Annotated in this window: 18 protein-coding genes and 1 pseudogene; 14 read left to right on the forward strand and 5 right to left on the reverse strand. The window is 71.0% G+C overall.

All coding sequences use genetic code 11. The features are described 5' to 3' along the window. Nucleotides 1-237: 237 nt before the first annotated feature. A complete protein-coding gene (gene lexA / locus ACWCRJ_RS09170) occupies nt 238-1014 on the reverse strand; it encodes a transcriptional repressor LexA (RefSeq protein ID WP_020114122.1) in 777 nt (258 codons plus the stop codon). Nucleotides 1015-1552: 538 nt separating this feature from the next. Between lexA and nrdR the strand changes: the two genes are divergently transcribed. Together nrdR and ACWCRJ_RS09180 are read left to right on the forward strand one after the other, a co-directional pair. Further along, nucleotides 1553-2116, forward strand: coding sequence for a transcriptional regulator NrdR (nrdR, locus tag ACWCRJ_RS09175; protein ID WP_450938682.1), 564 nt, complete (start codon nt 1553-1555; stop codon nt 2114-2116). Between the two features lie 158 nt (nt 2117-2274). Beyond that, nucleotides 2275-5172, forward strand: coding sequence for a vitamin B12-dependent ribonucleotide reductase (locus ACWCRJ_RS09180; protein WP_450938683.1), 2898 nt, complete (start codon nt 2275-2277; stop codon nt 5170-5172). An 88-nt stretch (nt 5173-5260) separates the two neighbouring features. Here the strand turns inward: ACWCRJ_RS09180 and ACWCRJ_RS09185 are convergent, their stop codons facing one another. Next, on the reverse strand, nt 5261-5794 hold the full coding sequence (locus tag ACWCRJ_RS09185; protein WP_450938684.1) for a TerD family protein: 534 nt from the start codon (nt 5792-5794) through the stop codon (nt 5261-5263). A gap of 154 nt (nt 5795-5948) precedes the next feature. Here ACWCRJ_RS09185 and ACWCRJ_RS09190 point away from each other — a divergent pair, with 154 nt between their 5' ends. From ACWCRJ_RS09190 to ACWCRJ_RS09205, 4 genes and pseudogenes are all read left to right on the forward strand, one after another. Next, nucleotides 5949-6554, forward strand: a complete 606-nt coding sequence (locus ACWCRJ_RS09190; RefSeq protein ID WP_005481527.1) for a YdbC family protein — start codon at nt 5949-5951, stop codon at nt 6552-6554. 124 nt (nt 6555-6678) lie between these two features. Then, nucleotides 6679-7338 carry a histidine phosphatase family protein gene (locus tag ACWCRJ_RS09195; protein ID WP_450938685.1) on the forward strand — a complete coding sequence of 220 codons (660 nt, stop codon included), beginning with the start codon at nt 6679-6681 and terminating at the stop codon, nt 7336-7338. Between the two features lie 12 nt (nt 7339-7350). Next, nucleotides 7351-8252 (forward strand): annotated as a pseudogene (locus tag ACWCRJ_RS09200) (ADP-ribosylglycohydrolase family protein). Nucleotides 8253-8666: 414 nt separating this feature from the next. Then, a complete protein-coding gene (locus tag ACWCRJ_RS09205; RefSeq protein ID WP_450938686.1) occupies nt 8667-10139 on the forward strand; it encodes a DUF4153 domain-containing protein in 1473 nt (490 codons plus the stop codon). Between the two features lie 100 nt (nt 10140-10239). Here ACWCRJ_RS09205 and ACWCRJ_RS09210 read toward each other — a convergent pair whose 3' ends face one another. Next, nucleotides 10240-11790 (reverse strand): MFS transporter, encoded by a 1551-nt coding sequence (locus ACWCRJ_RS09210; protein WP_450938687.1) that lies wholly within the window; start codon nt 11788-11790, stop codon nt 10240-10242. A 170-nt stretch (nt 11791-11960) separates the two neighbouring features. On the opposite strand from ACWCRJ_RS09210, the gene ACWCRJ_RS09215 reads away from it, so the two are divergent. The 3 genes from ACWCRJ_RS09215 to ACWCRJ_RS09225 all read left to right on the forward strand — a co-directional run bounded on the left by ACWCRJ_RS09215 (nt 11961) and on the right by ACWCRJ_RS09225 (nt 14041). Next, complete coding sequence (locus ACWCRJ_RS09215; protein WP_450938688.1) at nt 11961-12584, forward strand: TetR/AcrR family transcriptional regulator; 624 nt, start codon at nt 11961-11963, stop codon at nt 12582-12584. A gap of 81 nt (nt 12585-12665) precedes the next feature. Further along, entirely contained in the window at nt 12666-13367 is a 702-nt protein-coding gene (locus tag ACWCRJ_RS09220) for a ribonuclease HII (protein ID WP_005481541.1), read from the forward strand. A gap of 68 nt (nt 13368-13435) precedes the next feature. Next, nucleotides 13436-14041 carry a hypothetical protein gene (locus ACWCRJ_RS09225; protein ID WP_450938689.1) on the forward strand — a complete coding sequence of 202 codons (606 nt, stop codon included), beginning with the start codon at nt 13436-13438 and terminating at the stop codon, nt 14039-14041. Nucleotides 14042-14396: 355 nt separating this feature from the next. Here the strand turns inward: ACWCRJ_RS09225 and ACWCRJ_RS09230 are convergent, their stop codons facing one another. Together ACWCRJ_RS09230 and ACWCRJ_RS09235 are read right to left on the reverse strand one after the other, a co-directional pair. After that, a complete protein-coding gene (locus ACWCRJ_RS09230) occupies nt 14397-15023 on the reverse strand; it encodes a hypothetical protein (RefSeq protein WP_450938690.1) in 627 nt (208 codons plus the stop codon). A gap of 256 nt (nt 15024-15279) precedes the next feature. Then, nucleotides 15280-17460 (reverse strand): RecQ family ATP-dependent DNA helicase, encoded by a 2181-nt coding sequence (locus tag ACWCRJ_RS09235; protein ID WP_450938691.1) that lies wholly within the window; start codon nt 17458-17460, stop codon nt 15280-15282. A gap of 133 nt (nt 17461-17593) precedes the next feature. Between ACWCRJ_RS09235 and ACWCRJ_RS09240 the strand changes: the two genes are divergently transcribed. The 5 genes from ACWCRJ_RS09240 to ACWCRJ_RS09260 all read left to right on the forward strand — a co-directional run bounded on the left by ACWCRJ_RS09240 (nt 17594) and on the right by ACWCRJ_RS09260 (nt 26309). Then, nucleotides 17594-19135, forward strand: coding sequence for a DUF4192 domain-containing protein (locus ACWCRJ_RS09240; protein WP_450938692.1), 1542 nt, complete (start codon nt 17594-17596; stop codon nt 19133-19135). 756 nt (nt 19136-19891) lie between these two features. Next, the gene (locus ACWCRJ_RS09245; protein ID WP_450938693.1) at nt 19892-21961 is read left to right on the forward strand and encodes a glycogen debranching N-terminal domain-containing protein; all 2070 of its coding nucleotides are present in this window, start codon (nt 19892-19894) and stop codon (nt 21959-21961) included. Nucleotides 21962-22112: 151 nt separating this feature from the next. Further along, nucleotides 22113-22871, forward strand: coding sequence for an NUDIX hydrolase (locus ACWCRJ_RS09250; RefSeq protein ID WP_005481548.1), 759 nt, complete (start codon nt 22113-22115; stop codon nt 22869-22871). Between the two features lie 205 nt (nt 22872-23076). Next, nucleotides 23077-25236: an ABC transporter ATP-binding protein gene (locus ACWCRJ_RS09255; RefSeq protein ID WP_450938694.1), complete on the forward strand. Its 2160-nt coding sequence runs from the start codon at nt 23077-23079 to the stop codon at nt 25234-25236. 185 nt (nt 25237-25421) lie between these two features. After that, nucleotides 25422-26309 (forward strand): FadR/GntR family transcriptional regulator, encoded by an 888-nt coding sequence (locus tag ACWCRJ_RS09260; protein ID WP_450938695.1) that lies wholly within the window; start codon nt 25422-25424, stop codon nt 26307-26309. Nucleotides 26310-26782: the final 473 nt, after the last annotated feature.

A 26782-nucleotide genomic window follows, 5' to 3' on the forward strand; every position in this document is an offset into this window, starting at 1 on the left:
TGGTGTTTGTCTGTGTGGGGGTGGTGCCGGGCGTGGGGGGTGTTGGTGTGGCCGTGGGCGGGGGAGCCCCCGCCCACCCCGGGCGCGCCCCGCCGACCGTTTCGCGCGCACCGCCAGGCCGTTCAGGATGTTCATCGGCGAGTCCTGGACAGGCCAGGACCCCGGAAACCGGCGCAGTGGATTCCGGGGCCCGGATCAGGGGCGGGGACGGGCACGGGGACCGTCCGCCGCTGGGGGTCAGACGCGGCGCAGGACGGCCACCACCTTGCCGAGGATCGTCGCGTCGTCACCCGGAATGGGCTCGTAGGCGGCGTTGTGCGGGAGCAGCCAGACGTGGCCGTCCTCGCGCTTGAAGCGCTTGACCGTGGCCTCGCCGTCCAGCATGGCGGCCACGATGTCGCCGTTCTCGGCGACGGGCTGACGGCGGACCGTCACCCAGTCTCCGTCACAGATGGCGGCCTCGATCATGGAGTCGCCCACGACCTTGAGGACGAAGAGCTCGCCGTCCCCCACCAGCTGCCGGGGGAGCGGGAACACGTCCTCGACGGACTCCTCGGCGAGGATCGGGCCACCGGCGGCGATCCGGCCTACGAGTGGCACGTACGAGGCGGCCGGCTTGCCCGCGGTGTCCGTCGGCTGCGCCGAGGACTGGTCGGAGCCGCGGACTTCGTACGCTCGCGGGCGGTGCGGGTCGCGGCGCAGGAAGCCCTTGCGCTCCAGTGCCATCAGCTGGTGTGCCACGGAGGATGTGCTGGACAGGCCGACCGCCTGGCCGATCTCCCGCATCGACGGCGGGTATCCACGCCGTTGCACCGAGTCCCTGATCACCTCGATGACCCGGCGCTGCCGATCGGTGAGCCCGGAGCTGTCGGCCCTGATGCCTGGAGGTCGGCCGGGCAGGGCTCGCTTGGGCCCTTCATGGTTCGTGGCTTCGTTCATCGCATGCACCGGCTCGAGTCGGCTCTGGGAGCGGTCCTGGGCAGTGATGGTGGCACTGTCAGCGGTGGTGGTCACGTCGGCCCCTCTCGATGGTCTCCCGTGCAGCACAACGGTAGTTGCTTTCGAAAGGTTGCGCCAAACACACGTTCGAGTGAAAAACCGTGGATTACCGGACGTGGCCATCTGTCTGGGTGTAGGGCCTGGGCTTCGGCGGACAAAAGCGCTGATTGCTGTACTCTTCACCGCCGGAACGACGGGCCTTGTGGGCCGCTGCCGCCGCGCGGCCCAGTCTGCCACCCGGTACTTCACCGGCCGAGTACCGACCCCTTTCTTCGCGCCGTCGGGCCGCGACCGCGTCCGCTCCGCGACGGTGCGGCTGCGCTCCGCGACGGTGCCTGCGTCCGGTACGTGCCTCTACGTGGGCGACACGCGCGCCGTAGACGGATTTACGTGCCAAGCCCTACATCTAGTGCTTGGATTGCCGCAACAGCCCAGAAGTTGTGGTCCCCCGGGTCCTAGGCCTCTTGGTCATCCCCTATGCTTGGGGCTGCTTCCGCGGGGCCCAAGGGACCTGTGGGGGCTATCGAGTCGTGCTGTGAGGAGGGTTGGAGTTATGCACTGTCCCTTCTGCAGGCACCCCGACAGCCGTGTCGTCGACAGTCGTACGACGGACGACGGCACGTCGATCCGCAGGCGCCGTCAGTGTCCCGACTGCTCCCGTCGTTTCACGACGGTGGAGACGTGTTCGCTGATGGTGGTCAAGCGGTCCGGCGTGACCGAGCCCTTCAGTCGTACCAAGGTCATCAACGGCGTCCGCAAGGCATGCCAGGGGAGGCCCGTCACCGAGGACGCGCTCGCCCAGCTCGGCCAGCGGGTCGAGGAGGCGGTGCGCGCGACCGGGAGCGCCGAACTGACCACCCATGACGTGGGACTGGCCATACTCGGCCCGTTGCAGGAGCTGGACCTCGTCGCCTACTTGCGGTTCGCCTCGGTCTACCGGGCGTTCGACTCGCTGGAGGACTTCGAGGCCGCCATCGGGGAACTGAGGAACGAGCAGCACAAGCGCCCGGTCGCGAACGACGAGGACGTCGAGAACGCGGCCGAGGGGCGCCCGAAGAACGACCGCGGGCCCGGAGGGACTGCCCAAGTCCCCGTGCCCGCCAACGCCGCCGACTGACGGCGGGCCGCACCGCCGGACCGAAGGGTCCGGACGATCGGCGGCGATCCAGACCTGTCGCGAACGGCTGTGCGGCCGGGTCGCGACACAAGACAGAACACCGTGTCACGGGAACAACGCGACACTTCAGGGCGTTTTCGCCCGTACAGGGAGGCGGCATGACAGAGACGGCGAGCGGTCCGGCACGGAGTTCCCGCGCCAAGGGCACCAAGGCGAGCAAGGGCCTGCGTATCGAGCGCATCCACACCACTCCCGGCGTGCACCCGTACGACGAGGTGGTCTGGGAGCGTCGTGACGTCGTCATGACCAACTGGCGCGACGGCTCGGTCAACTTCGAGCAGCGTGGCGTCGAGTTCCCCGACTTCTGGTCGGTGAACGCGGTCAACATCGTCACCAGCAAGTACTTCCGCGGTGCCGTGGGCACCCCGCAGCGCGAGACCGGCCTCAAGCAGCTGATCGACCGCATCGTGAAGACCTACACGAAGGCCGGCGAGGACAACAAGTACTTCGCCTCGCCCGCCGACGCCGAGATCTTCGAGCACGAACTGGCGTACGCCCTCCTGCACCAGGTCTTCAGCTTCAACAGCCCTGTGTGGTTCAACGTGGGCACGCCGCAGCCCCAGCAGGTCTCCGCCTGCTTCATCCTGTCCGTCGACGACTCCATGGAGTCGATCCTCGATTGGTACAAGGAAGAGGGCATGATCTTCAAGGGCGGTTCGGGCGCCGGCCTGAACCTGTCCCGCATCCGCTCCTCCAAGGAGCTGCTCTCCTCGGGCGGCAACGCCTCCGGCCCGGTCTCCTTCATGCGGGGAGCCGACGCCTCCGCCGGAACGATCAAGTCGGGCGGCGCCACCCGCCGCGCGGCCAAGATGGTCGTCCTCGACGTGGACCACCCGGATGTCGAGGACTTCATCGCCACCAAGGTGAAGGAAGAGGAGAAGATCCGCGCCCTGCGCGACGCGGGCTTCGACATGGACCTCGGCGGCGACGACATCACGTCCGTCCAGTACCAGAACGCCAACAACTCGGTCCGCGTGAACGACGAGTTCATGACGGCCGTCGAGAACGGCACCGAGTTCGGCCTGCGCGCCCGCATGACCGGCGAGGTCATCGAGAAGGTCGACGCCAAGGCGCTGTTCCGCAAGCTCGCCGAGGCCGCGTGGGCCTGCGCCGACCCGGGCATCCAGTACGACGGTGTGATCAACAACTGGCACACCTGCCCCGAGTCCGGCCGCATCACCGCGTCCAACCCGTGCAGCGAGTACATGCACCTGGACAACACGTCCTGCAACCTCGCCTCGCTGAACCTGATGAAGTTCCTCAAGGACGACGGCCTGGGCCGCCAGTCCTTCGAGGTCGAGCGCTTCGCCAAGGTCGTCGAGCTCGTCATCACCGCGATGGACATCTCCATCTGCTTCGCCGACTTCCCCACCCAGAAGATCGGCGAGAACACCCGGGCCTTCCGCCAGCTCGGCATCGGCTACGCCAACCTCGGCGCCCTGCTGATGGCGACCGGTCACGCCTACGACTCCGAAGGCGGCCGCGCCCTCGCCGGTGCCATCACCTCCCTGATGACCGGTACGGCGTACAAGCGTTCGGCGGAACTCGCCTCGGTCGTCGGCCCGTACGACGGTTACGCCCGTAACGCCGACGCCCACAACCGCGTCATGAAGCAGCACTCCGACGCCAACGGCACGGCCGTTCGCATGGACGACCTGGACACCCCGGTGTGGGCCGCCGCCACCGAGGCCTGGCAGGACGTGCTGCGCCTCGGCGAGAAGAACGGCTTCCGCAACTCCCAGGCGTCCGTGCTCGCGCCGACCGGCACGATCGGGCTGGCCATGTCCTGCGACACCACAGGTGTCGAGCCGGACCTGGCGCTGGTCAAGTTCAAGAAGCTGGTCGGCGGCGGCTCGATGCAGATCGTCAACGGCACGGTCCCGCAGGCCCTGCGCCGCCTGGGTTACCAGGAGGAGCAGATCGAGGCGATCGTCGCCCACATCGCCGACCACGGCAATGTGATCGACGCCCCGAGCCTCAAGCAGGAGCACTACGAGGTCTTCGACTGCGCCATGGGCGAGCGCGCCATCTCCCCGATGGGCCACGTCCGCATGATGGCCGCGATCCAGCCGTGGATCTCCGGCGCCATCTCCAAGACGGTCAACATGCCGGAGACGGCGACCGTCGAGGAGATCGAGGAGATCTACTTCGAGGCCTGGAAGCTGGGCGTCAAGGCGCTCGCGATCTACCGCGACAACTGCAAGGTCGGCCAGCCGCTCTCCGCCAAGACCAAGGACTCGGAGAAGGCCGAGATCACCGAGAAGGCCGAGGAGACGATCCGGGCCACGGTGGAGAAGGTCGTCGAGTACCGCCCGGTCCGCAAGCGCCTCCCGAAGGGCCGTCCCGGCATCACCACGTCCTTCACCGTCGGCGGCGCCGAGGGTTACATGATCGCCAACTCCTACCCGGACGACGGCCTGGGCGAGGTCTTCCTGAAGATGTCCAAGCAGGGTTCGACCCTCGCGGGCATGATGGACGCCTTCTCGATCGCCGTCTCGGTCGGTCTGCAGTACGGCGTGCCGCTGGAGACGTACGTCTCCAAGTTCACGAACATGCGCTTCGAGCCGGCCGGTATGACGGACGACCCGGACGTGCGGATGGCGGCGTCGATCGTCGACTACATCTTCCGCCGCCTGGCGCTGGACTTCCTGCCCTTCGAGACGCGCTCCGCGCTCGGTATCCACTCCGCCGAGGAGCGTCAGCGTCACCTGGAGACCGGTTCTTACGAGCCGATCCTCGACGACGTGGAGGTGGACGTCGAGGGCCTGTCCCAGTCGGCGCCGCGGCAGTCCCTGAAGGCCGTCGCCGCCCCGAAGGCCGACGAGGAGGGCGCCAAGCCCGCCCCGAAGCAGGCCCACACCAGCGCCGAGCTGGTGGAGATGCAGTTGGGCATCCAGGCCGACGCCCCGCTGTGCTTCTCCTGCGGCACGAAGATGCAGCGCGCCGGCTCCTGCTACATCTGCGAGGGCTGCGGCTCGACGAGCGGCTGCAGCTGATCTGAGCGCCCTCGGGCGCGAACCGGCACGTCAGGGCGGTGGAGCCGAAGTCGGCTCCACCGCCCTCGGCGTGTCGAAGGGCGGCTCGTCAGGGCTGGGGCGGGCGGCCCATGACACGGGCGAAGGTCGCCGGGTCCTCGTCGTAGCCGGTGATGCCGGAGTGGAAGGTCCACTCGCCGGTCGCGTCGCGGACGAATGTGGCGACGGTCGCCGCGGTGGAGCCGAGCACGCCGGCGAAGTCGTCCTCCGCGAGGACCGTGTAGCCCTCACGGATGCGCAGGCCGGGGTTCCGGACGCCGGCGAAGGTCTTCGTGCCGGATTTCTGCTGTATGGCGACGCCGATGACGACCCGTCCGTAGCGGCCGTCGAGGCGGTTCAGCTCCACCGTCATCATCTCGTCCCAGCCGAATCCCTGGCCGGTCTGGCTGTCGCGGTTGAGGGTGATGGTGCCGTCGGGCGAGCGGCTGTCGAAATGGACGACATAGGCGGGGTCGCCACTCGGGTCGGCCGCCGGGTAGGTCGCCGCGACGATGTCGAGATCCGTCGGCGGCTGCCCGGCGGGGCTCGGGTCCCACTTCAGCGACACCTCGACCTTGCGGATGCCCTTGTTGAGGCCGTTCAACAGAACTCTCCTCCCCGTCCTTCTGTGCTTGCGGGCCGAACTGCCTGGTGGTCCAGGCCAGTTGTCCATCCTCGCACGCGGGCCGGGGCGCTCGCCCGGGTGTGACCGGCCGGAGAGTGACCGCCGCCACGTTCCGTGGCCTTACCATGGCGCGGTGCTGGTCAAGTGGATTCGCTGCACCGTGGTGGACCGCCGCGGTTTCGAGCGGGGGCAGCGAAAGTGGGCGGGGCTGCCGGGGGAGCCGGGTTTCCGGGGACAGGGTGGGGGTTGGAGCCGGGTGCGGCCCGGCGTGGCGCACATCTTCTCCTTCTGGGAGAGCCGCGCCTTCTACGACTCCTTCATGGCACGCTCCCACGACCGGCTCGCCGCCTCGCAGTCGGGCACCTTCAAGGACCTGCAGGTCAAGCTCTTCGACCACCGCTTCGACGTGAAGACCGGTTTCGAGCCGCGCTTCACCGAGGCCGATGTGGTGCGGGTGGCCCACTGCCGTGTCCACGAGGAACGCGCCGAGCACTTCGCCCTGATGCAGGAGAAGGTCTGGAACCCCGCGATGGCCGGATCCCCGGGCATGGTGCGGGGGCTGTTCGGCGAGGCGCCGGGACATGAGTTCATGATCCTCTCCATGTGGCATTCGGCCGCGGAGCACGGCAAGTACCGCGCCGAACGCATCGAGCGCCTCGCCCTGCGGGCCCAGCTGGAGGCCGATGTCGCCGCCCTCGCGGGTGACATCGTGGAACTGGAGCCGAGCTGGACGGTTTGAGATCCGGACTCGGGTCGGTTTGGATTTCCAACCTTGCCGATCGGCGTAGGGGATGTGTGTGACCTACGCCGTATGGCACCGGGACGAGTGCTCGATCCGGCCTCGTCCCCTTTAGGGTCTTGGCATGGCACGACCACGGCGCATCATCCTTGTCCGACACGGCGAGTCAACGGGCAATGTTGATGACACCGTGTACGAGCGCGAGCCCGACCACGCCCTCGCACTCACCGACCTCGGCTGGCAACAGGCGGAGGAGACCGGAAAACGCATCCGCGACGTCCTCGGCCGCGAGCGCGTCAGCGTGTACGTCTCCCCGTACCGCCGTACCCACGAGACGTTCCAGGCGTTCCATCTGGACCCCGAACAGGTACGGGTGCGCGAGGAGCCCCGGCTGCGCGAGCAGGACTGGGGCAACTGGCAGGACCCCGACGACGTACGGCTCCAGAAGGCCTATCGGGACGCGTACGGGCACTTTTTCTACCGCTTCGCGCAAGGCGAGTCCGGCGCCGATGTGTACGACCGGGTCGGCGGCTTCCTGGAGAGCCTGTTCCGCAGCTTCGAGGACCCTGACCACCCGCCGAACGTCCTGCTCGTCACCCACGGGCTCGCCATGCGGCTGTTCTGCATGCGCTGGTTCCACTGGACGGTGGCGGAGTTCGAGTCGCTGTCGAATCCCGGGAACGCGGAGATGCGGATGCTCGTTCTCGGAGAGGACGGCAGGTACACGCTCGACCGGCCGTTCGACCGCTGGCGGGACCCGGAATCGTACGGGGCCACCGGATAGAGTGGCAGGGCGATGACCGCTGACTCCTCTTCCGAAGGCCGCCTGGAGCGCGCCCTGTCCAGCCTGCGCGGGCTCGCGGTGGGGGACGCGCTGGGCTCGCAGTACTTCGTGCCTGTGAACTATCCGCTGCTCAAGCGCCGTGAGGTTCCGCCCGGCCCCTGGCAGTGGACCGACGACACCGAGATGGCCTGCTCCGTCGTGGCCGTGCTGGCGGGGCACCACCGGATCGACCAGGACGAGCTGGCGCGCTCCTTCGCCGTGCACCACGACTTCGACCGGGGCTACGGCCCCGCGGTCAACCGTCTGCTGCGCCTGGTCCGGGAGGGCGGCGACTGGCGTGAGCTGGCCTCGGCCCTCTTCAACGGCCAGGGCTCCTGGGGGAACGGCGCGGCCATGCGGATCGCCCCGCTGGGTGCCTGGTACGCGGACGACCCCGAGCAGGCCACCCACCAGGCGGAGATCTCGGCCTACCCCACACATCAGCACCGCGAGGCCGTCGTCGGTGCCATGGCCGTCGCCGCTGCCGCCGCCCTCGCGGGCGACCCGGCCGGAGCGCCGAGCGCGGAAGCGCTGCTCGACGGGTCATCGCGCTGGTCCCGAAAAGCGCCGTCGGCGCGGGGTTGCGTCGTGCCCGAGACATGCTCGACTACGCCGACGCGGACACCGTGGCCGCCGTACTGGGCTGCGGGCGGCGCACGACGGCGCATGACACCGTGCCGTTCGCGCTCTGGTCGGCGGCACGCGCCCTCGGTGACTACGAGCAGGGGTTCTGGACGACGGCCCAGGTGGGCGGCGACGTCGACACGACCTGCGCCATTGTCGGCGGAGTGGTCGCCTCCGGGAAGACCGGGACGCCCCCCGAGGCGTGGGTGGAGCAGACCGAAGCGTTCCCGGGCTGGCTCCGTCCGGCGTAGCCGACCGGAGGAGAGGTGCTGCGCGGATCCCATCAGCCCCCATCGCCCCGACTGTCACAGGAGTGCCACAGTGCCTTCCTCGGTCGGTCGCGCGTGCCCTCCCGCGGCTAACCTGTCCGCCACGCCGCCTGTTGATCATGACGAAACGCGGCGACAAGGCACCGGCCGCGGGCTCTCTGCCGTAGTCACGCGCTGCGTACGGGGGCGCTGGGGGCCGGTCGTGGGAGGGGGCCCATGTCCGAGACACCGTCAGTACCAGCCGAGCCGGAGCCCGAAGGGCCGGCATCCAGGGCGCGCGCCGCGAGCACGGAAGGCCGCTCCGCGCCGACAGGGCCCGGCGGCACCGAACCGCGGGGCAGCAAGGGCGGGCCCGCACGAATACCGAGACCGGGACCGCCGCCCGAAACGCCGAAGTTGATCGACTTCAGCCCCGGGGAACCCGCGCCCATCCACACCGCGACCCTGTGGGCCGCCCTGGCCACCGGCGTCCTCAGCATGCTGCTGCTGGCCGAGGGACTGGCGGTGAACATACTCGTCGTCACCGTGCCCGCCACGCTCGCCGTGTACGTCGCCGGACGGCGGGCGGGCCGGCGCCCTCGACCGTGGGCGCTCGTCTGGGGCGTCGGTGGGGTCGCCCTGCTGGCCGTACCCGCGCTGCGCGCCGCCGAGTGGCCCTCGTTCCTCGCTGTCGTCACCGCGCTCGCGGCGGGCTCGCTCGCTCTGCACGGCGGCCGTACCTGGCCCGCGGTCCTGCTCGGCCCGGTCGGTGTGTTCACCTCACTGGTCACCGGCCCGGCCTGGGCCTGGCAGGGGCTGCGCGAGCGGGTGGGCGGCGACCGGGGCCGTGTGGCGCCCCTGTTCCGTGCGGTTGTCGTGGCCGCGGTCCTGCTCCTCGTCTTCGGCGCGCTGTTCGCGGGGGCCGACGCGGCCTTCGCGGATCTGCTCGGAGCCCTGGTGCCCGACGTCTCCGTGTCCGACGGACCTTGGCAGTTCCTGCTTCTCGCCCTGGGCCTGTTCGGGACTCTCGCGGCGGCCCGCACGGCGGCCGCGCCCGCCCGTTTCGACCGCGTGCAGGTACCCGCGGGACGCGCGCGCGGGCGCGTCGAATGGGCACTGCCGCTGGTCGGGCTCGTGGCGCTCTTCGCCGTCTTCAACGCCGTCCAGCTCGCCGTGCTCTTCGGCGGCTACGACGCCGTCCTCGCGAAGACCGGGCAGACGTACGCCGAGTACGCGCGTCAGGGGTTCTGGCAGCTGCTCATGGCCACACTGCTCACCCTGCTGGTCATCGTGATCGCCCTGCGCTGGGCGCCTCGCACTCGTTCGAGTGACCGCACGCTCGTACGCGGTGTGCTGGGAACGCTGTGCGCGCTGGCGCTCGTTGTCGTGGCATCCGCTGTGCGACGTATGGACATGTATATGGAGGCCTATGGGCTGACGAGGCTGAGGATCTCGGTGCTGACCATGGAGCTCTGGCTCGGTCTGGTCATCGTGCTCATCATGGCCGCCGGCGTGTGGGGCGCCCGCTGGCTGCCGCGCGCCGTCGCGGTCAGTGTGGTCGCCGTGGTGCTGGCGTTCGGGCTCGCATCGCCCGACGCGTTGATCGCGGAGCGCAACGTCCAGCGGTACGAGGTGACGGGCCGCTTCGACCTCCCCTACGCCAGGGAGTTGTCCGCCGACGCGGTGCCCGCCCTGGACCGGCTGGAGGAGCCCCTGAGGTCGTGCGCGCTGTGGGACATCAAGGAGGAGCTGGACGAGCGGCACCACATTCCCTGGTACGCCACGAGCTGGGGCGAGGCCGAGGCGAGACGGGTCCTGGCGGAGCGCCCGCCGGTGCCGGGGTCGAGCGGCCCGGCGTGCGGTGAGTCGGGGGCGGAGTCGTACCGCTGAGAAGTCCGGGTGTGCTCGCGCACGGCCGGGCCACGCTCCCTGTCATCAGTCGGCCAGGGGCATGGTCCGGCCGTGCGCGGCCGATCGGGCGCCCGCCCGGTCAGCCTCCGGCGGCGGGCCCGGCAGTGCCGGAAAGGGCCTCCAGGTCGCTCTTGCGGACCCTGATCACGAAGGTCGCGGTGAGCAGGGCCAGTACGGCCATCGCGACAGCCGGGACGAACGCCGTCGAGATGCCCTGCGCGAGTACTTCGTGGCCCCAGGGGGCGGGCAGTTGGTGGGTCTGGGCGAACTCGGCCTTCTGTTCGGCCGTGGCCTGCGCCATGAAGAGCTGCACCTGCTTGTCCGCCTCGTCACGGCTGGCCGTACCGAAGACCGTGGTGAGGATGGAGAGGCCCAGCGAGCCGCCCACCTGCTGGGTGACGTTGAGCAGGCCGGATGCCGCGCCCGCCTCGTGCGGGGCTACGCCGGAGACCGCGGTCAGGGTGAGCGTCACGAAGTTCAGGCCCATGCCGAAGCCGAACACCACCATCGGGCCGAGCACTCCGCCGACATAGGAGCTGTCGGGATTGATCAAGGTCTGCCAGCCCAGCCCGAGAACGACCATCGTCGAACCGGTCACCATGAACGGCTTGGGCCCGAGCACCGGCAGGAACCGCTGGGAGAGTCCGGCGCCCGTCACGATCGCGAAGGTCACCGGGAGGAAGGCCAGGCCGGCCTCGATCGGCGTGTACTGCAGCACGTTCTGCACGAACAGCACGATGAAGAAGAACATCCCGAACATCGCCGCCGCGAGGCTCAGCATGATCACGTAGGTGCCCGAGCGATTGCGGTCGGTGAACATCTTCAGCGGGGTGATCGGTTCCCTGGCCCGCCGCTCGATGAGGCCGAACAGCAGCAGCAGGACCGCTGCCGCCGTGAAGGACCCGATGGTCAGGCTGTCGCGCCAGCCCTCCTCCGCCGCGCGGATGAACCCGTAGACCAGCGATGCCATACCGGCTGTCGAGGTGAGCGCGCCCGCGACGTCGAACCGTCCCGGGTGCCGCTCGGACTCGGTGATGTACATCGGGGTGAGGACGGCGATCAGCACACCGATGGGCACGTTGACGAACAGCACCCAACGCCAGTCGAGCCACTCGGTGAGCATGCCGCCCGCGAGCAGGCCGATGGCGCCGCCACCGGCGGACACCGCGGCGAAGACACCGAACGCCCGGTTCCGCTCAGGCCCTTCGGGGAACGTCGTGGTGATGAGTGCCAGCGCGGTCGGCGACGCGATCGCCCCGCCGACGCCCTGGAGGGCGCGAGCCGCGAGCAGCTGCCAGGGCTCCTGGGCGAGTCCTCCGAGCAGTGAGGCGAGCGTGAAGACGAGGATTCCGGTCATGAACACACGGCGGCGGCCCAGGATGTCACCGGCCCGGCCGCCCAGGAGCAGCAAACCGCCGAAGGTCAGCGTGTAGGCGCTGACCACCCATGTCAGGTCGGTGGTACTGAACTTGAGCGCGTCTTGAATGTGCGGGAGCGCGATGTTCACAATCGTCGCGTCGAGTACCACCATGAGTTGGCAGGCCGCGATGACGGTGAGCGCGATGCCGGGACGCCCCTCCCGACGGGCGGCTCCCGGCTTCTGATCCTTGATCAACGGAGAGGTTGTCACTATGGGTCCCCCACAAGTGCCTTAGTGAACGCTTGCGTTCACTGACGCGTCCACGGTAGTGAGTCCCCCTTAGTGAACGCAAGCGTTCATTGAAGTCGCCGCCGCGGAGTGCGTTGCCCACCGTTTCTGCTTTTCGCACCCCCGCCCCTCAGCTCAACGGAGAAACACAGATGGTCACTTCGCGCTGGACGGCCGCTCCCGCTCGGACGGCCTCCCCGCGTCGGCGCGGCGCCGTACTCGAGCGTGCGATCCTCGATGCCGCGCTGGAACAGCTCAGCACCGTCGGCTGGAGCGGCCTCACCATGGAAGGGGTCGCCGCGGGCGCCCAGACGGGCAAGGCGGCGGTCTATCGACGCTGGCCCTCCAAGGAGGATCTCGTCGCCGACGCGCTCCAGGCCGGGCTGCCCCGCTTCGAGGAGGCGCCGGACCTCGGGAGCGTGCGCGAGGATCTGCTGGAGTTGTGCCGTCAGGCGCGCGAGGCCATGTTTTCGCGGCCGGGGTTCGCGCTGCGCTCGGTCATTCACGAATGCGACACCATGCAGGCTGAACGCTTCCATGGAGTCATCATCGGCGGTGTCGTGGAGCCGACGGTCAAGCTGTTGCGGGAGGTCGTCGAGCGGGGAATCAGGCGCGGCGAGGTTCGGCCCGACGCGGCGAACGGTTATGTCTTCGATGCGATTCCGGCCATGATGATGTACCGCTCGAAGATGTGCGGGAGCGAATGGAGTGAGCGGGACATCAAGGAGATGATCGACCAGTTGATGGTCCCGCTGCTGGCCCGAAGGGGCGCCTGAACCGTGCCGCCGGGAGGGCTGGGGCATCCCAGGGAACCTGGGTGTCGTGGAGGGGTGCGGGCGGCGTAGGCTAAGGGCGCCATGCCGTACGAACCACCTACTCACACCGTCGAGCGCTCTCTGCGTGCCACGACCGGAGCGAAGATCATTGCCGGTGTCGACGAGGTGGGGCGCGGAGCGTGGGCCGGCCCCGTCACCGTCTGCGCGGCGGTCACCGGACTGCGCCGACCGCCCGAGGGCCTCACCGACTCCAAGCTCCTGACGATCAAGCGACGCGAGTCGCTCTCCGAGGAGCTGCTGAAGTGGGTGACCTCGCACGCCCTCGGTCACGCCTCTCCGGAGGAGATCGACGACCTGGGGATGACGGCCGCACTGCGGCTGGCCGCCGTACGGGCCCTGGAGGCGCTTCCCGTAAGGCCCGACGCGGTCATCCTCGACGGCAAGCACGACTACCTGGGCTCGCCCTGGCGGGTCCGCACGGTGATCAAGGGCGACCAGTCCTGCGTCGCCGTGGCGGCCGCCTCGGTGATCGCCAAGGTTCAGCGCGACAAAATGATGGCCGAACTGGGTGTCGACCATGCAGACTTCGGTTTCGCGGCCAACGCCGGGTATCCGTCGCCTGTCCACAAGGCCGCGCTGGCGGAGCGGGGCCCCACCCCGTACCACCGGTTGTCGTGGGCGTATCTTGATGCGCTGCCCCAGTGGCGGCACCTCAAGAAGGCCCGCAACTGGGCGAACGGAAACGTTCCGGAGATCGAGGGCCAGCTCGGCTTCGATTTCTGATGGATCCGTTCGCACTCATGTGCCACCCCGCGACGCGAGTCGCACCGGCGTTTGATAAAAATCAGCTCATGCCTCTCATTCCCGAGGAGCCTCAGATTCACGAGAGTGCCCAGGGCCCGCGTGCCACTCCGGCCAGCGGCCGGGTCGCACCGACCCCCCGTCCCGTACCCGGTCCCCGTCCCGCGGCTCCGCCGCGTCCCGGTCGTCCGGGTCCTGCCCGGCCGGTGCCGGCCCAGCGTACGGCGCATGCCGTCGCGAAGCCCGGGCCGTCCGCCCCTGCCGCCACCCCGCAGATCCAGCTGATCCCGGCCTCGGCCGAGGGCGCGCTGGACGCCGCCGAGGAAGCCGTAGACCTGCTGTTGGAGTCGGGTCGTGCCCCCGGCGACGTGCTGGTGATCACCACCGGCGAGTCGCATCCGTGGGCCGCCCACGAACTCTCCTTCGGCGAGGCCGCCTACTGGGCGCAGCATGACGCGGGCGACGACGTCTTCTACGCCGATGCCTCGGCCACCGAGCGGGCCGCGCCGCGTCCCGTGGTCGTGGTCGCCGTCAACGGCGGGACCGACGCCGTCGCCGCGCACGCGCTGCCCAAGGCCCTCGGCCGGGCCCTGGCCCTGCTGATCGTGTGCGGCGACCCGCAGACGATCAACTCGGTTCTGGGCGCCGGAGTCTGAGCGACTGCGGACCCGCCCCGGTCGGCCCCACAGGGCTTGCCGGGGAGCCGTGGCGTGCCCGGACGGCGACGCCCGGGCGCCACGACGGCCACACCCCGCGACGGGGCGCTTCGGCGCGCCCGCGGGGTGTTTCGGCGTGTTCGGGGACGTGTCGCGCGAGATCTCGCGGGGCGGAGGTGGCGTCGCTGCTCAGTGTGGTGCCGTCCGGCCCGACGCGGGTCGGACGGCAGGTGGGTGGAGGGTACGGGGCGACGTTTGGGGCGCCGGGGCATTGCCGCACCCCCAGACGCGGGTGCGGGTGCGGGTGCGGGTGTCGGGTCGGTCTGCCCCTGGTCGCGTCGGCGGCCCGAGCCGCTCAACGTGCGGCGGCTCGGCGAAGTACTTCCGAGGCGACACCGCCGGTGCGCGGCATGGGCGGCGGTGCCACGGCCGTGGCGAAGGGTTCCGCCGGCGAGTCCGCGTGGGGGCGACGACCGCCCCGGCCCTCGCCGAGAACCTGCCAGCCGTCACGTGTCAGCGTGATGTACGCGCCGCAGCGCAGCCCGTGCAGTGTGCAGGCGTCCCGCAGCCCCCACATCCACGCACCGTCCTCCTCCGTCCAACGCGCGTCACCGTCACGGCAGTAGAGCAGCACCGCCGTCCGCACCGGGGTCCGCCGCCGCAGGTCGTGCGGAATGACCCTCCTCAGCTGGGCGAGGAGCGCGTTGCGGAACATCCAGCCGTCGGCCGGTGCCGGACGCCTGATGAACGAGGCACTCGCCCGCAACCGCTCGTCCGGATCCAGGACGGCGATGACCGCCGTCGCGGGCCGGGGCTGATGCCGCGCGTGCAGCCCGTTGACGACCTCCCGGGGATTTCGCAACAGCGGAATCCCGGCGGCGGCCCATTCCGCGGGCTCGAGCATCCGGTTGGCGGAAGCGGCGGACAGGTCGGCAGACGTCGACACGGAGGCCGCCGAGGACGGAGCGAATCCGAAGGTCACGATCCTCCCTTCGGCTACGCGCCCATTCTGCGGGCGAGGGTCGGACTTGGGGGAGCGCACGCCGCAGCAGGAGCCCTACCGATTGACGGGTAGGCCGTGCGGGGAGCGGACTCCAATTCTTCCTGGCGAACTTGGTTGCGGCAACGAGCAATTGGGGCCACTGACAGTTTTGTGGTGATTCACTGCTTATATCCCTGCGCATAGGGCTCGGCGGCAACGCCCGGCGGCACCGCGCCTCGTCGGGGCGCCTTGTCGGTCACGCCCGGACGGCGAGAACGAGTGGCAACACCCCTTGTGCACCCGCGCGCCGGAGCGCACGCGCGGCGACCGCGAGTGTCCAGCCGGTCTCGGTGGCGTCATCGACCAGGAGTACGGGTCCGCCCGCCTCCTGGAGGGCGACCTCCAGCTCGGGCGGCACGGTCAGTGCCCCGTCGAGTGCCTTGAGCCGTTGCGCGCTGTTGCTACGGGTGACCTGGGAGACCGCGCCGGTGTACGCCACCGAACCCAGCAGGGGCAGACGGCCGATCTCGGCGATCCGAGCTCCCAGGGAACCGATCAACTGCGGCCGGGAACGGGAGGCCATGGTGACGACACCCACGGGACGGGGCTGGGCGTCGGCCCGCCCGGAGGCCCAACCGCCGGAGCCCTTCGCCCAGTCGGCCAGCACGGCCACCACGGCCTTCGCCACATCGTCCGGAACCGGCCCGTCCGGGGCCTGGGGAGCGAGCATCGGCCGCAGACGATTACCCCAGCCGATGTCCGACAGCCGTCCCAGCGCCCGTCCGGGAGCGGCCTGCTCACCGGCCGGAATGCGCCCTTTCAGATTGACCCCCACGGCAGGCAGGCCCGTCGGCCACATCTTGCGGGGTTCGACCTCGACACCCGCGCGTCCCAACTCGCCGCGCGCCGCGTCCAGAGCCGCGGGGGAGACGGAGTCCGTGAACCTGGGCTTCGTACAGGTGTCGCAGCGCCCGCACGGGGCGGCTTCCTCGTCGTCCAACTGCCGCCGGAGGAACTCCATGCGGCAATCAGGTGTCGCCACGTAGTCACGCATGGCCTGCTGCTCGGCGGCGCGCTGCTTGGCGACCCAGGCATAGCGCTCGGTGTCGTAGACCCAGGGCACGCCGGTGGAGATCCAGCCGCCCTGGACGCGTCGGACCGCTCCGTCCACGTCGAGGACCTTCAGCATCGTCTCCAGCCGGGAGCGGCGCAGCTCCACCAGGGGTTCGAGGGCGGGGAGGGAGAGCGGTCGCTCCGCGTGCGCGAGGACGTCCAGAGTGCGGCGCACCTGCTCCTCCGGGGGGAAGGCGACCGAGGCGAAGTACTCCCAGATCGCCTGGTCCTCCTTGCCCGGCAGGAGCAGCACCTCCGCGTGCTCGACCCCACGGCCGGCGCGGCCCACCTGCTGGTAGTAGGCGATGGGGGAGGACGGCGAGCCCAGATGGACCACGAAGCCCAGGTCGGGTTTGTCGAAGCCCATGCCCAGCGCGGAGGTGGCGACCAGGGCCTTGACCCGGTTGGCCAGCAGGTCCTCCTCGGCCTGCTGCCGGTCCGCGTTCTCCGTCTTACCCGTGTACGAGGTCACGGTGTGTCCGCACTGGCGGAGGAACGCGGTGACCTCCTCGGCGGCGGCAACGGTGAGCGTGTAGATGATTCCGGAACCCGGCAACTCGTTCAGGTGATCGACGAGCCAGGCCATGCGATGGGCGGCGTCCGGCAGTTCGAGCACCGCGAGGCTCAGACTCTCGCGGTCCAACGGTCCTCGCAGCACCAGCGCGTCCGTGCCGCCGCCGGTGCCCAGCTGATCGGCCACATCGGCGGTCACGCGCGCGTTGGCCGTCGCGGTGGTGGCGAGCACCGGGACGCCGGGTGGGAGGTCGGCCAGCATGGTGCGCAGCCGGCGGTAGTCGGGGCGGAAGTCGTGGCCCCAGTCCGAGATGCAGTGCGCCTCGTCCACCACGAGCAGACCGGTAGCGGCCGCCAGCTCGGGCAGGACCTGGTCACGGAAGTCCGGGTTGTTGAGCCGCTCGGGGCTGACCAGGAGCACATCGACCGTGCCCGCGGTGACCTCCTGACGGATCGTGTCCCACTCCTCCGTGTTCGAGGAGTTGATGGTCCGCGCCCGGATTCCGGCGCGGGCGGCCGCCTCCACCTGGTTGCGCATCAGCGCCAGGAGCGGCGAGACGATGACGGTGGGGCCCGCGCCCCGCTCGCGCAGCAGCGCGGTCGCGACGAAGTACACCGCGGACTTGCCCCAGCCCGTGCGCTGCACCACCAGGGCTCTGCGCTTGTCCGCGACCAGTGCCTCGATGGCGTGCCACTGGTCCTCGCGCAGCCTCGCCGCGCCCGCCGGGGCTCCGACGAGACGGGCGAGTACGGCGTCGGCGGTCGTGCGCAGATCCTGGCGGTCCGTCGTGGGCTGGTCTTCGTCGCTCATGGCCCCATGCAACCCGATGCCTCGGACATCGCGCGAACGAGCGGGTCGAACTGTGGACAGCTTCTGACGTGATCATGGTCGGACTTATCCACAGGGCAAAGCGGAATTTCAAGATCCGCGAGATGGTCACCGCATGACGAATCACAGCGAAGCAGCCGGGACCTCCGGCAACGGTGACATCAGCGGGCAGAAGGGGTGCGGCGGCAGTGGACCGCCCTCCGCCTTTCTGGGACACCGCACGGCCACCGACCCCGGCGGGGAACCGCAGGTGACCCTCCGCACGCCGGCCGAACTCGCCGATGCCCTGCCCTACCTGCTGGGATACCGCCCCGAGGACAGCATCGTCCTCGTCGCACTGCACGACCGGGACACACGCGGTCGATTCGGCGGGAGGGCGCGGCTGGGCATCCCGGCCCAGACGGACGACTGGCCGTCCGTCGCCCAGCAGCTGGCCCACGGTCTGGTGACCGGAAGTGAGCGCCGGGGGGCCAAGCCGGAGAGCATGGTCGCTTTCCTCTGCCAAGACCCGGCGAGCGGTGAGTCACCGCGTGACGTCATGGAACGCCTGCGGCCACTCGCCCAGCTGCTGCGCAGGGCCTGCGGCAGCATGGACGTGCCGGTGGTCGAGGCCCTGTGCATCTGCGACGGCCGTTTCTGGTCCTATTGCTGCCCCGGCAACGGATGCTGCGCGCCCGACGGAGAGCCGATGGGGCTGCCGGGCACCTCCGTGCTGGCCGCCGCCGCGACCTACGCCGGCCTCCAGGTGCGCGGCACCCTGAAAGAGATGCGGGCCAGGCTCCTGCCGTGGGAGACTGCCGCGGCGCTCCAGCAGGAAGCCGCCCTCGACTCCGCGCAGTCCGCCCTTGTTCCCAGGATCCTGGACGTGGACAGCCGCAGGGGAGTGGCAGAGGAGACCCTCGCGGTGGCACGGCGCCTCATCGGACGCCTGGCGGGCACTCCGGCCTCGACCGCATCGCTGGACGCGGACCTGCTCGACGACGAACTCGTCGCGCACGAAGACGCCGCCACCCTGATCCTCGGACTCCAGGACCGTGCCACCCGCGATCGCGCAGCCGAATGGATGGAAGGCGACGAGGCGGCCCCGGCGCTTCGTCTCTGGCGCACCCTCGCCCGACGCTGCGTCGGCCCCTACGGCGAGCATGCAGCCGCCCCGCTCACACTCGTCGGCTGGGTCGCCTGGTCCTCCGGCGACGAACTGGAGGCCCGAGAAGCCCTCGCCATGGCCCTCGCCGCCGACCCCGACTACCTCTTCGCCCGCCTCCTCCACCAGGCCTGCAACGAGGGGCTCGACCCCGAGTCCATTCGCCGCTGCCTGCGCTCGGAGCGCAGGGGACGCGACCTGGCGGCGGCAACTGCGGGTGCGGGGACCGACAGCGAGAGGAGCGCCCCGGACCCGTCGCCCGGCAACCCCTCTCCCTCGGATCGGCCCTGCGCCGCCGGCCCCCGTCGCCGACGCAGGCCCCGCTCGGAGGGAGGTACCGAGACCCGTGCCGCCCGGCGATCACCCGGTGCGGCGCAAGCCCGCCGCTCACGTCCCGCCGACGGCGGCCCACCTGTCGGCCGACGGCCGGGACGTACGGAGGACGGGACGGGCGGACGGGCACAAGCCCGCCGTACGGCCGGAGGGCGGCAGTCCAGGGAGGGGGAGACGTGAGCGGGTGGAACCCGTCGAGTCATGGCATGCCGCGCATGCCCCGCATACATGCGCTGTTCTGGATCTGGACGTACCTGAGCGTCACACTCCTCCACGGGGATCAGGCGAGCCGCGCATGCGGAGCCGACCTGAGCGCCTCGGCCGTGCTCCGGAAGCATCCGGGCACGCTGCCCTGCCTTGCCGCCCGCCTGAGTGCGGCTCTGCGACTGCGAGTGCGCCCGAAGCCACCGCTCGACCGCGGTGCGCGGCTACGGTCCCGCTGGGGTACGCGGCTACGGTCCCTCTGCGGCGGTGGGGCGACGCGAGTGCGGCCTGTGCGCCGCGCTCATGTCGAGGCCCGGCTCCCCCGCGAATCGCAGCTGCCTGAGGCTGAGGCCATCGCTTGCGGCTCCACGGTCAACCCCGGCGCAGCGGCACGACGTGCTGGTTCGGTCGGCTTCTCCGGACGGGGGCGTGACCCGGAGCGGAGCCGCTCCGTTCACCTGTGTGGCGGTACCCACGGCCTGGTTCCGCCGCCCCGTCCGAGCCTCCGTCCCTCTCCGGTTCCCCACTCGGTGCCGAGCGCACTCCACACGCGCCGAAGACAGAAGAAGCCGCCCCATGTCCCTCCCTTCGTTGCCCGAAGCCCCTGATGACGTACCGACCTTCCGCAGGCCCCTCCAGCCCTCTCCCCGGGCCCGTGGAGACGGCATCGGTGTTCCCCGTGGGGACCTCCGCACCCCGGCGGCCCGCGCCGTGGGCCCACGCCTGGGAAACATGGGTGGTCCCGGGTCATCCGTGCCCGACGCGGAGGGCTCTCCGGTGCCTCGGCTGCCTGCGCAGCCAGGAACGGCGAGCACGTCGACCCCGCAGTCGCCCACCTCCGCCCCGCGCCGCCCCGCGGAGCTGCCCCCGGCCCACACCACGCTGATCTGTGTCGCCCTGCCGGGCCTCGCGATCTCGACGGACCAAGGCCAGCTGAACGGCAACGGGCTGGAGGGTTTCTACCGCGCGGGACGGCGCATACTCTCCCGCTGTCAGGTGCGGGTGGCCGGACGCGAACCGCTCGCCGTGCAGGCACGGATGGTGACGGCCGACCGGGCCCGATTCATGGCGACCCTGCGCCTCTCCGCCGACGCCGGACCGGATCCGGACGTCATGGTCGAGCGCACCCGGTACGCGGACGGCACCGAGCGGATCACCTTGCACAGCACGGCCCGCCGTCCCCTGTGCCTGCCCGTCGAGGTGTCACTGGGCACGGATCTCGCGGAGCTGGGGGCGGTCGCCTCCGGCCGCGCGGGGCCCGAACTGCCGGCAAGCGTCCACGCCTCCGGCCTCCGCTGGTCCTGCGTCAACGGACACTCCACGGTGAGCGCCCATCCTCCACCCACCGATGCCCTGGCCTCCGCGGGACTGCTGCGCTGGGAGCTGCGCCTCCCGCCCGGCGGCAGCCGGAGTGTGGAGCTGCGGGTGCGGCCTGACGGCACAGGGCCCATCAGGCCGGTGGGGCGGGGCGCCACCAGCCCCCTCGCCCAGGCACGCGTCGCCGGGGACGACCCGGTGGCGCAGTCCCTGCTGCACACCTGCCTGGAGGACCTGGAGGCTCTGCTGCTGCGCGACCCGGGGAACCCGTCCGACACCCACCTCGCGGCGGGCGCGCCCTGGCGCTGCGGTATGGCTCCGGCCGACGCGCTCGTCGCGGCCCGGATGACACTGCCGCTCGGCACGCGCCTCGCGGCAGGCACTCTGCGCACCCTGGCCCGCACCCAACTCGAGAGCAATGGAGCCCAGTCCGGCATGATCCCGGGCCCCCGGCGGGACGCGGGCCCGCATCTGCCGCCGGGCTGCACGGGTACCGAGGCGACCCTGCTGTTTCCCGTGCTCCTCGCGGAGGCCCGCCGATGGGGACTCCCCGAGCGGCAGACCGAGGCACTGCTGCCTGCCGCCGAGCGCTGTCTGCGGTGGCTGCGGGGCGCGGTCGGAAGCGGTGTCTATCTGCCCGACCCGGGGCCCGGCGGACCGCTGCGTTGCGAGACCCAGGCCCATGCCCACCGGGCCGCTCTCCTGGGCGCCGACCTTCTCGACGCGTACGGCCGGCCGGGTGGTGCCGAGCTGCGGGACTGGGCGGGTGAGCTGCGGAGCCGGTTCATGGCGGACTTCTGGGTGGAGGACCGGAGCGGGGGCAGACCCGCCGCCGCCCGCACCCCGGACGGGCGTCTGGTGCCGCACCTGGGCGCGGGGGCCGCTCACCTTCTCGACACCGGGCTCCTCGGCGCGGGAGAGCTGGCTCCGGGACTCCTCGACAAGGTGCGCACCGAACAGCTGGCACGCCTGCTCGGAGGGCCCGCCATGGACTCGGGGTGGGGGCTGCGGAGCCTGGGAGCGAAGGAGGCCGCGTACAACCCCTTCGGTCACCGCGGCGGTGCCGTACGCGTGCAGGAGACAGCTGTGGCGGTCGCGGGGCTGGCGGCCGCCGGTTACGAGAAGGAGGCGGGCGCCCTGCTGCGGGGCGTGCTCGCGGCGGCGGAGAGCTTCGGCCACCGGCTGCCGGAGATGTACGCGGGGGAGCAGCGGACGGCGGGAGGCGCCCCGCTGCCGCATCCCGCCTCCTGCAGACCGGCCGCGACGGCGGCGGGCGCGGGGGTGCTGCTGCTCGCCACCCTTGTCGGGATCCGCCCCGACGCCCCTGCGGGGACGGTGACCCTACGGCCGGTGCGCAGTGCGCCGCTGGGCGAGATCGGCATGACGGGACTGCGGGTCGCGGGGGCCCCGTTCGCCGTACGCGTCAGCAGGCTGGGGCTCGCGATGGTCGAGGAGGCGGCCGACGGACTGCAGTTGGGAGTGTGACCTCGCGCGACACCGGACGGGACTGCGGGTGGCGTCGGCTTCCCCGGGGCCCGAGCGTGGCCCTGGGATCGGTGGCGGACAGAAGTGGATCAAGTGGGGAAGCACCAGCGAAGGGAGTGTTTATCGTCAGGCAGACGACTATGATCGCGGCATGCCCTACGACCCGTCGGACTACCCGCCCTTCGCTGTCACCGTGGACCTGGTCGTGCTGACCGTCCGTCGTCACGCGCTCTGCGCGCTGACGGTACGGCGGGGCGAACAGCCTTTCCAGGGGCGGTGGGCGTTGCCCGGTGGCTTCGTCCGGCCGGACGAGGACCTGTCCCAGGCCGCAGCCCGGGAGCTGGCCGAGGAGACCGGCCTGACCGCCCATGAGCCGTCAGAGCCCGCTCAGGACAACGGCGCGCACCTGGAGCAGCTGGCGACCTACGGCGACCCCAAGCGCGACCCCCGGATGAGGGTCGTCAGCGTCGCCCACCTCGCCCTTGCTCCGGACCTGCCGGCGCCCCGGCCGGGCGGGGACGCCAACAGCGCACGCTGGGCGCCCGTCGAGGAGTTGCTGGAGCAGGGCGGCTACGGACGTGACGGCGAACCGGTGGCACCGTTGGCCTTCGATCATGCGCAGATCCTCGCGGACGGAGTGGAACGCGCCCGCTCCAAGATCGAGTACTCGTCGCTGGCCACCGCCTTCTGCCCGCCGGAGTTCACGGTCGGTGAGCTGCGACGGGTCTACGAGGCGGTGTGGGGCGTGGCGCTGGACCCGCGCAACTTCCACCGCAAGGTGACGGGTACGCCGGGATTCCTGGTGCCCACAGGGGGTACGACCACGCGCCAGGGCGGCCGCCCCGCCCAGCTCTTCCGCGCCGGCGGTGCCACCCTCCTCAACCCGCCGATGCTGCGCCCCGAGGTCTGACCCGGCAGGGGCCGACGGCGGGGCCGAGCCTACGCCGCCCGTGCGGCGGCCTCGCTCGTGGGCGGCTGCCGAGGGTGCTCGGGGAGGGTGAGCCCGGGGCTCGGCCCGGGATCGGGGTGTGGCTTGCCCGGCGGTGGGGTGGCTGGCCGCGAAGTGCGCCGCAAGGTACCCGAAAAAACGGACATACAGCGCTATCTTGCCTAGGGTGATCCAGGCTCTCGGATTGACCAGCAATCCCCGCAAGGAGCTTCCGCCTGCCGTCGACGATGTGTCCTTCGAGGCGCACTCCGGTCGTGTCACCGCACTCCTCGGGGCTCCCGGTGCCGGCAAGTCGACGGTGCTGAAACTCGCCCTCGAACTGCAACAGGGCCGTGGGGTGGCCTACTTCAGGGGCCGCCCCCTGCACCGCATCCCCCACCCCACACGCGAAGTGGGTGTCCTCCTCGGCGACGTCCCCGGCCACCCCGCCCGCACCGTCCGCGGGCATCTGCGCATGCTGTGCGCCGCCGCGGGGCTGCCCGCACGGCGTGCCGACGAAGTCCTGGAGGCCGTGGGACTGGTCAGCCTCTGCGACGCGCGGCTGAACACGCTCTCGCGCGGCATGGACCGCCGCCTCGGCCTGGCCTGCGCCCTGCTGTCCGATCCGCACACCCTCGTGCTGGACGACCCCGCCGACGGGCTGGCGGTCCGCGAGGGGCGGTGGCTGCACGGAATCATGCGCGCGCACGCCGACCAGGGCGGCACGGTCCTGTTCGCCACGGGCGATCCGAAGGAGGCGGCGCGGACCGCTGATCGGGTACTCACCCTCGAACGGGGCAGGCTCGTCGCGGACCAGGAGGTCGCCGACTTCTCCCGCACCCGGCTCCGCCCCAGGGTGGCCGTCCGCACCCCGCACGCCGCCCGGCTCGAAGCGCTGCTCACCAAGGAGGCTCGGACCGCGCGGCGTTCCGTGGAGATCGTGCGGGAGGGTGGGAACCGGCTGTCGGTGTACGGCAGTACGTGTGCCGAGATCGGCGAGACCGTATTCCGGCACGGCATTCTCGTCCACCAACTCGCGGACGAGATCGGGGACATGGGCCCCACACTGCCGTCGCCGTCGCCGTCGCCGTCGCCGCCGGTGCCGCGGTCGTCGACGCCGCCGTCGCTCGCAGATGAAGACCCGGGGGTGGCTGAGACCGCTCGGGGCCCGCTCCAGGAGACCCGCGGGTCGATCGCCGACCTGCACGCACTCACCGGCGACCTGCACGCACTCACCGGCGACCCGCACGCACCCGCCGGCCACCCGCACGAACCCACCTGCGACCCGCACGCACTCACCAGTGACTCTCACGCTCACGAACCCGCCGAAGAACCGCAGGCGACCACCGCCGAGACGTGGACATCGGCTGACGGCTCATCGGAGGTCAACCCGGCGCCTCTCGTCGACCTCCGATCCCCCGCACACTCCGCGCCGCGCACGGATACCGAATCCCGTGATCATTTCCGTCCACATCCGGATCCCGCCGCTGATGACTGCCTCGGGGCCCGCCCAGGTCGCGGACCGAGCGACCCGCCCGGTGCGGCCGCGCTGCCGCCGCCCATCACGGTGCGCCCGGCGCCGAGCCCGGTGCGGCCGCTGCGCTACGAGCTGCGGCGGGCGAGCGGGGTCGGCACCGCGTACGTCACCGCCGCGGCGGTGCTCGTCACCTCCGCCCTCGTGTCGGTGCTCCTGGCCGGGATCGGGCACACTCCACAGCCGCGGCTGCTGGCGGCATGGCCGCGAGAGCTGCCGCTGCCGCCCGCAGCCATCGGGGCGGGACTGCTCGGGGCGATCGCCTTCGGTGACGAGTTCCGCCACCCCGCCCTGGCCGCCGCCCGCGGCACGGTCCCTCGCCGACTGGGGCTGCTCCTCGCGAAACTCCTCGTCGCGGCGGTCACCGCGCTGTTGCTGGCCGTTCTCACCGTGGGATGCGACCTCGAAGTGCTCTATCTCGTCTACGGGCCGGAACTCGTCTCGGTTCCCGCCGACTGGTTCCCGCTCGGCGCGAGTTGGTTCGGGCTCGTCGTGGGGTGTGCCTGGGCCGGGGTGCTCGCGGCGGGCGTCTTCCGGTCCACGTCGGCCGGGCTCGCCGCCGTGGTCGCCGTGCCCCTCGTCGTCGTACCCCTGGTACAGCAGGCGCTGGAGGGAACAACCGTGCGGAGTGCGGTCGGATTTCCGGTGCGGCTGCGTGAGCTCGTCCTGGTGCAGTGGCCGTTCGGGGGAGAGCGCTATCTGGAGGCCGTGGCGCGGACGGTCTCCCAACCCGTGGGCGGGGCGCTGTTGTTGTCACTGACGGCGCTGCTGGGGGCCTACGTGCTCACCAACCTCCGCAGCCGGGTCCGGTGATGATCGTCCTCATCCTTTCGTGCTCACTGTCCGTGCCCTTGCGTTGGCGGAATGCGCACAACTCCTCGTAGAACGCCCATTTCTTTCCGATAAGGCGTCAATTGCGACGGGGTGAGCGATCACCCTTTCGTGTGCTTTTCACCAAAGACCTCAAGGGAGTTGGAAACGCAGCCGACAAAGGATGCGTGAGTACCCTTGCGCACACCATGATGACCGCCGCCCGCTCCGCCGACTCCGGCCTCGCCGGACCGGGCGATCTCGACCGCTACCCGTACGCCGAGCCCGCGGGCGTCGACCGCGTGGGCCTCCCCGCCTGGGACGCCGCCGAGCCCGAGCTGGGCCGCGTGGGCCGCCGCGCCGCCGGGAGCCGCGGACGCGGACTGCACGGCCAACTCGTCCAGCAGCTCGGCCAGATGATCGTCTCCGGAGACCTCGGCGCGGACCGCCCCCTCGTGCCCGAGGAGATCGGCCAGCGCTTCGAGGTCTCCCGCACCGTCGTCCGTGAATCCCTGCGCGTCCTGGAGGCCAAGGGCCTGGTCAGCGCGCGCCCGAACGTCGGCACGCGCGTCCGGCCGGTCAGCGACTGGAACCTCCTCGACCCCGACATCATCGAATGGCGGGCCTTCGGTCCGCAGCGCGACAACCAGCGGCGCGAGCTCAGCGAGCTGCGCTGGACGATCGAGCCCCTGGCCGCCCGCCTCGCCGCCGGTCACGGCCGCGACGACATCCAGCAGCGCCTCGGCGACATGGTCGAGCTCATGGGCCACGCCATGGCGCAGGGCGACCCGCTGACCTTCTCGCGCGCGGACGCCGAGTTCCACTCGCTGCTCATCCAGCTCGCGGGCAACCGGATGCTGGAGCACCTCTCCGGCATCGTCTCCTCGGCACTGCAGGTCTCGGGCGGCCCGGCCACCGGGTGTGACCGGCCGACCGAGTCGACCCTCACGCACCACGCCCGGATCGTCGACGCCCTCGCCGCGGGCGACGGAGCGGCGGCCGAGGCGGCCATGCGTCAACTGCTGACCGTCCACCCCGAGGTGGAGCGTGTGGTGCCGGCGCCGCGCGAACACTGAGGGCGCCGAGAGCGCGGCGAGGCCCACCGGCGAGGGCAGCGGCCCTTCCGCGGCGTCGCTCGACCGGCGGATCCGTGCCGACGGGCCCCAGCGAACCCTCCCAGGGGTTCGGCGGGGCCCGGCGGCACGACGAACGGAGAGTGACGTCGGCAGCGCGCGGCATGGGTCGGCGGCCCTGAACGGGTGGCCCGCACCGCCGAAGGACTCGCACTGCCGGATGACCCGCACTGCCGAAGGACTCGCACTGCCGGATGACTCACACCGCCGAAGGACTCGCACCGCCAGGAGCGACGGAGGCGGCGTAGGCGACGGGATCCATGTCGGAGCAGCGGCCCGACGGTCCTGCGAGCCCGTCGGGGCGATGGAGGCCCCGTGCGGTGGCTGCCCCTGGAAGGGCCGCCGGAACCCGGGGAGAACGGTGATCCACATTGCGGAGTTCGTTCGGGAATCGTTCGGGTACCCGCCCTAACAGA

The sequence above is a fragment of the Streptomyces sp. NPDC002324 genome, assembly GCF_053593335.1.

Coding starts and splice junctions, on each gene's coding strand:
- ACWCRJ_RS09225 (WP_450938689.1), top strand. CDS start 13,436: ATGCCTCTCATTCCCGAGGAGCCTCAGATTCACGAGAGTGCCCAGGGC.
- nrdR (WP_450938682.1), top strand. CDS start 1,553: ATGCACTGTCCCTTCTGCAGGCACCCCGACAGCCGTGTCGTCGACAGT.
- ACWCRJ_RS09180 (WP_450938683.1), top strand. CDS start 2,275: ATGACAGAGACGGCGAGCGGTCCGGCACGGAGTTCCCGCGCCAAGGGC.
- ACWCRJ_RS09240 (WP_450938692.1), top strand. CDS start 17,594: ATGACGAATCACAGCGAAGCAGCCGGGACCTCCGGCAACGGTGACATC.
- ACWCRJ_RS09250 (WP_005481548.1), top strand. CDS start 22,113: ATGCCCTACGACCCGTCGGACTACCCGCCCTTCGCTGTCACCGTGGAC.
- ACWCRJ_RS09235 (WP_450938691.1), bottom strand. CDS start 17,460: ATGAGCGACGAAGACCAGCCCACGACGGACCGCCAGGATCTGCGCACG.
- ACWCRJ_RS09195 (WP_450938685.1), top strand. CDS start 6,679: ATGGCACGACCACGGCGCATCATCCTTGTCCGACACGGCGAGTCAACG.
- ACWCRJ_RS09245 (WP_450938693.1), top strand. CDS start 19,892: ATGGGTGGTCCCGGGTCATCCGTGCCCGACGCGGAGGGCTCTCCGGTG.
- ACWCRJ_RS09215 (WP_450938688.1), top strand. CDS start 11,961: ATGGTCACTTCGCGCTGGACGGCCGCTCCCGCTCGGACGGCCTCCCCG.
- ACWCRJ_RS09220 (WP_005481541.1), top strand. CDS start 12,666: ATGCCGTACGAACCACCTACTCACACCGTCGAGCGCTCTCTGCGTGCC.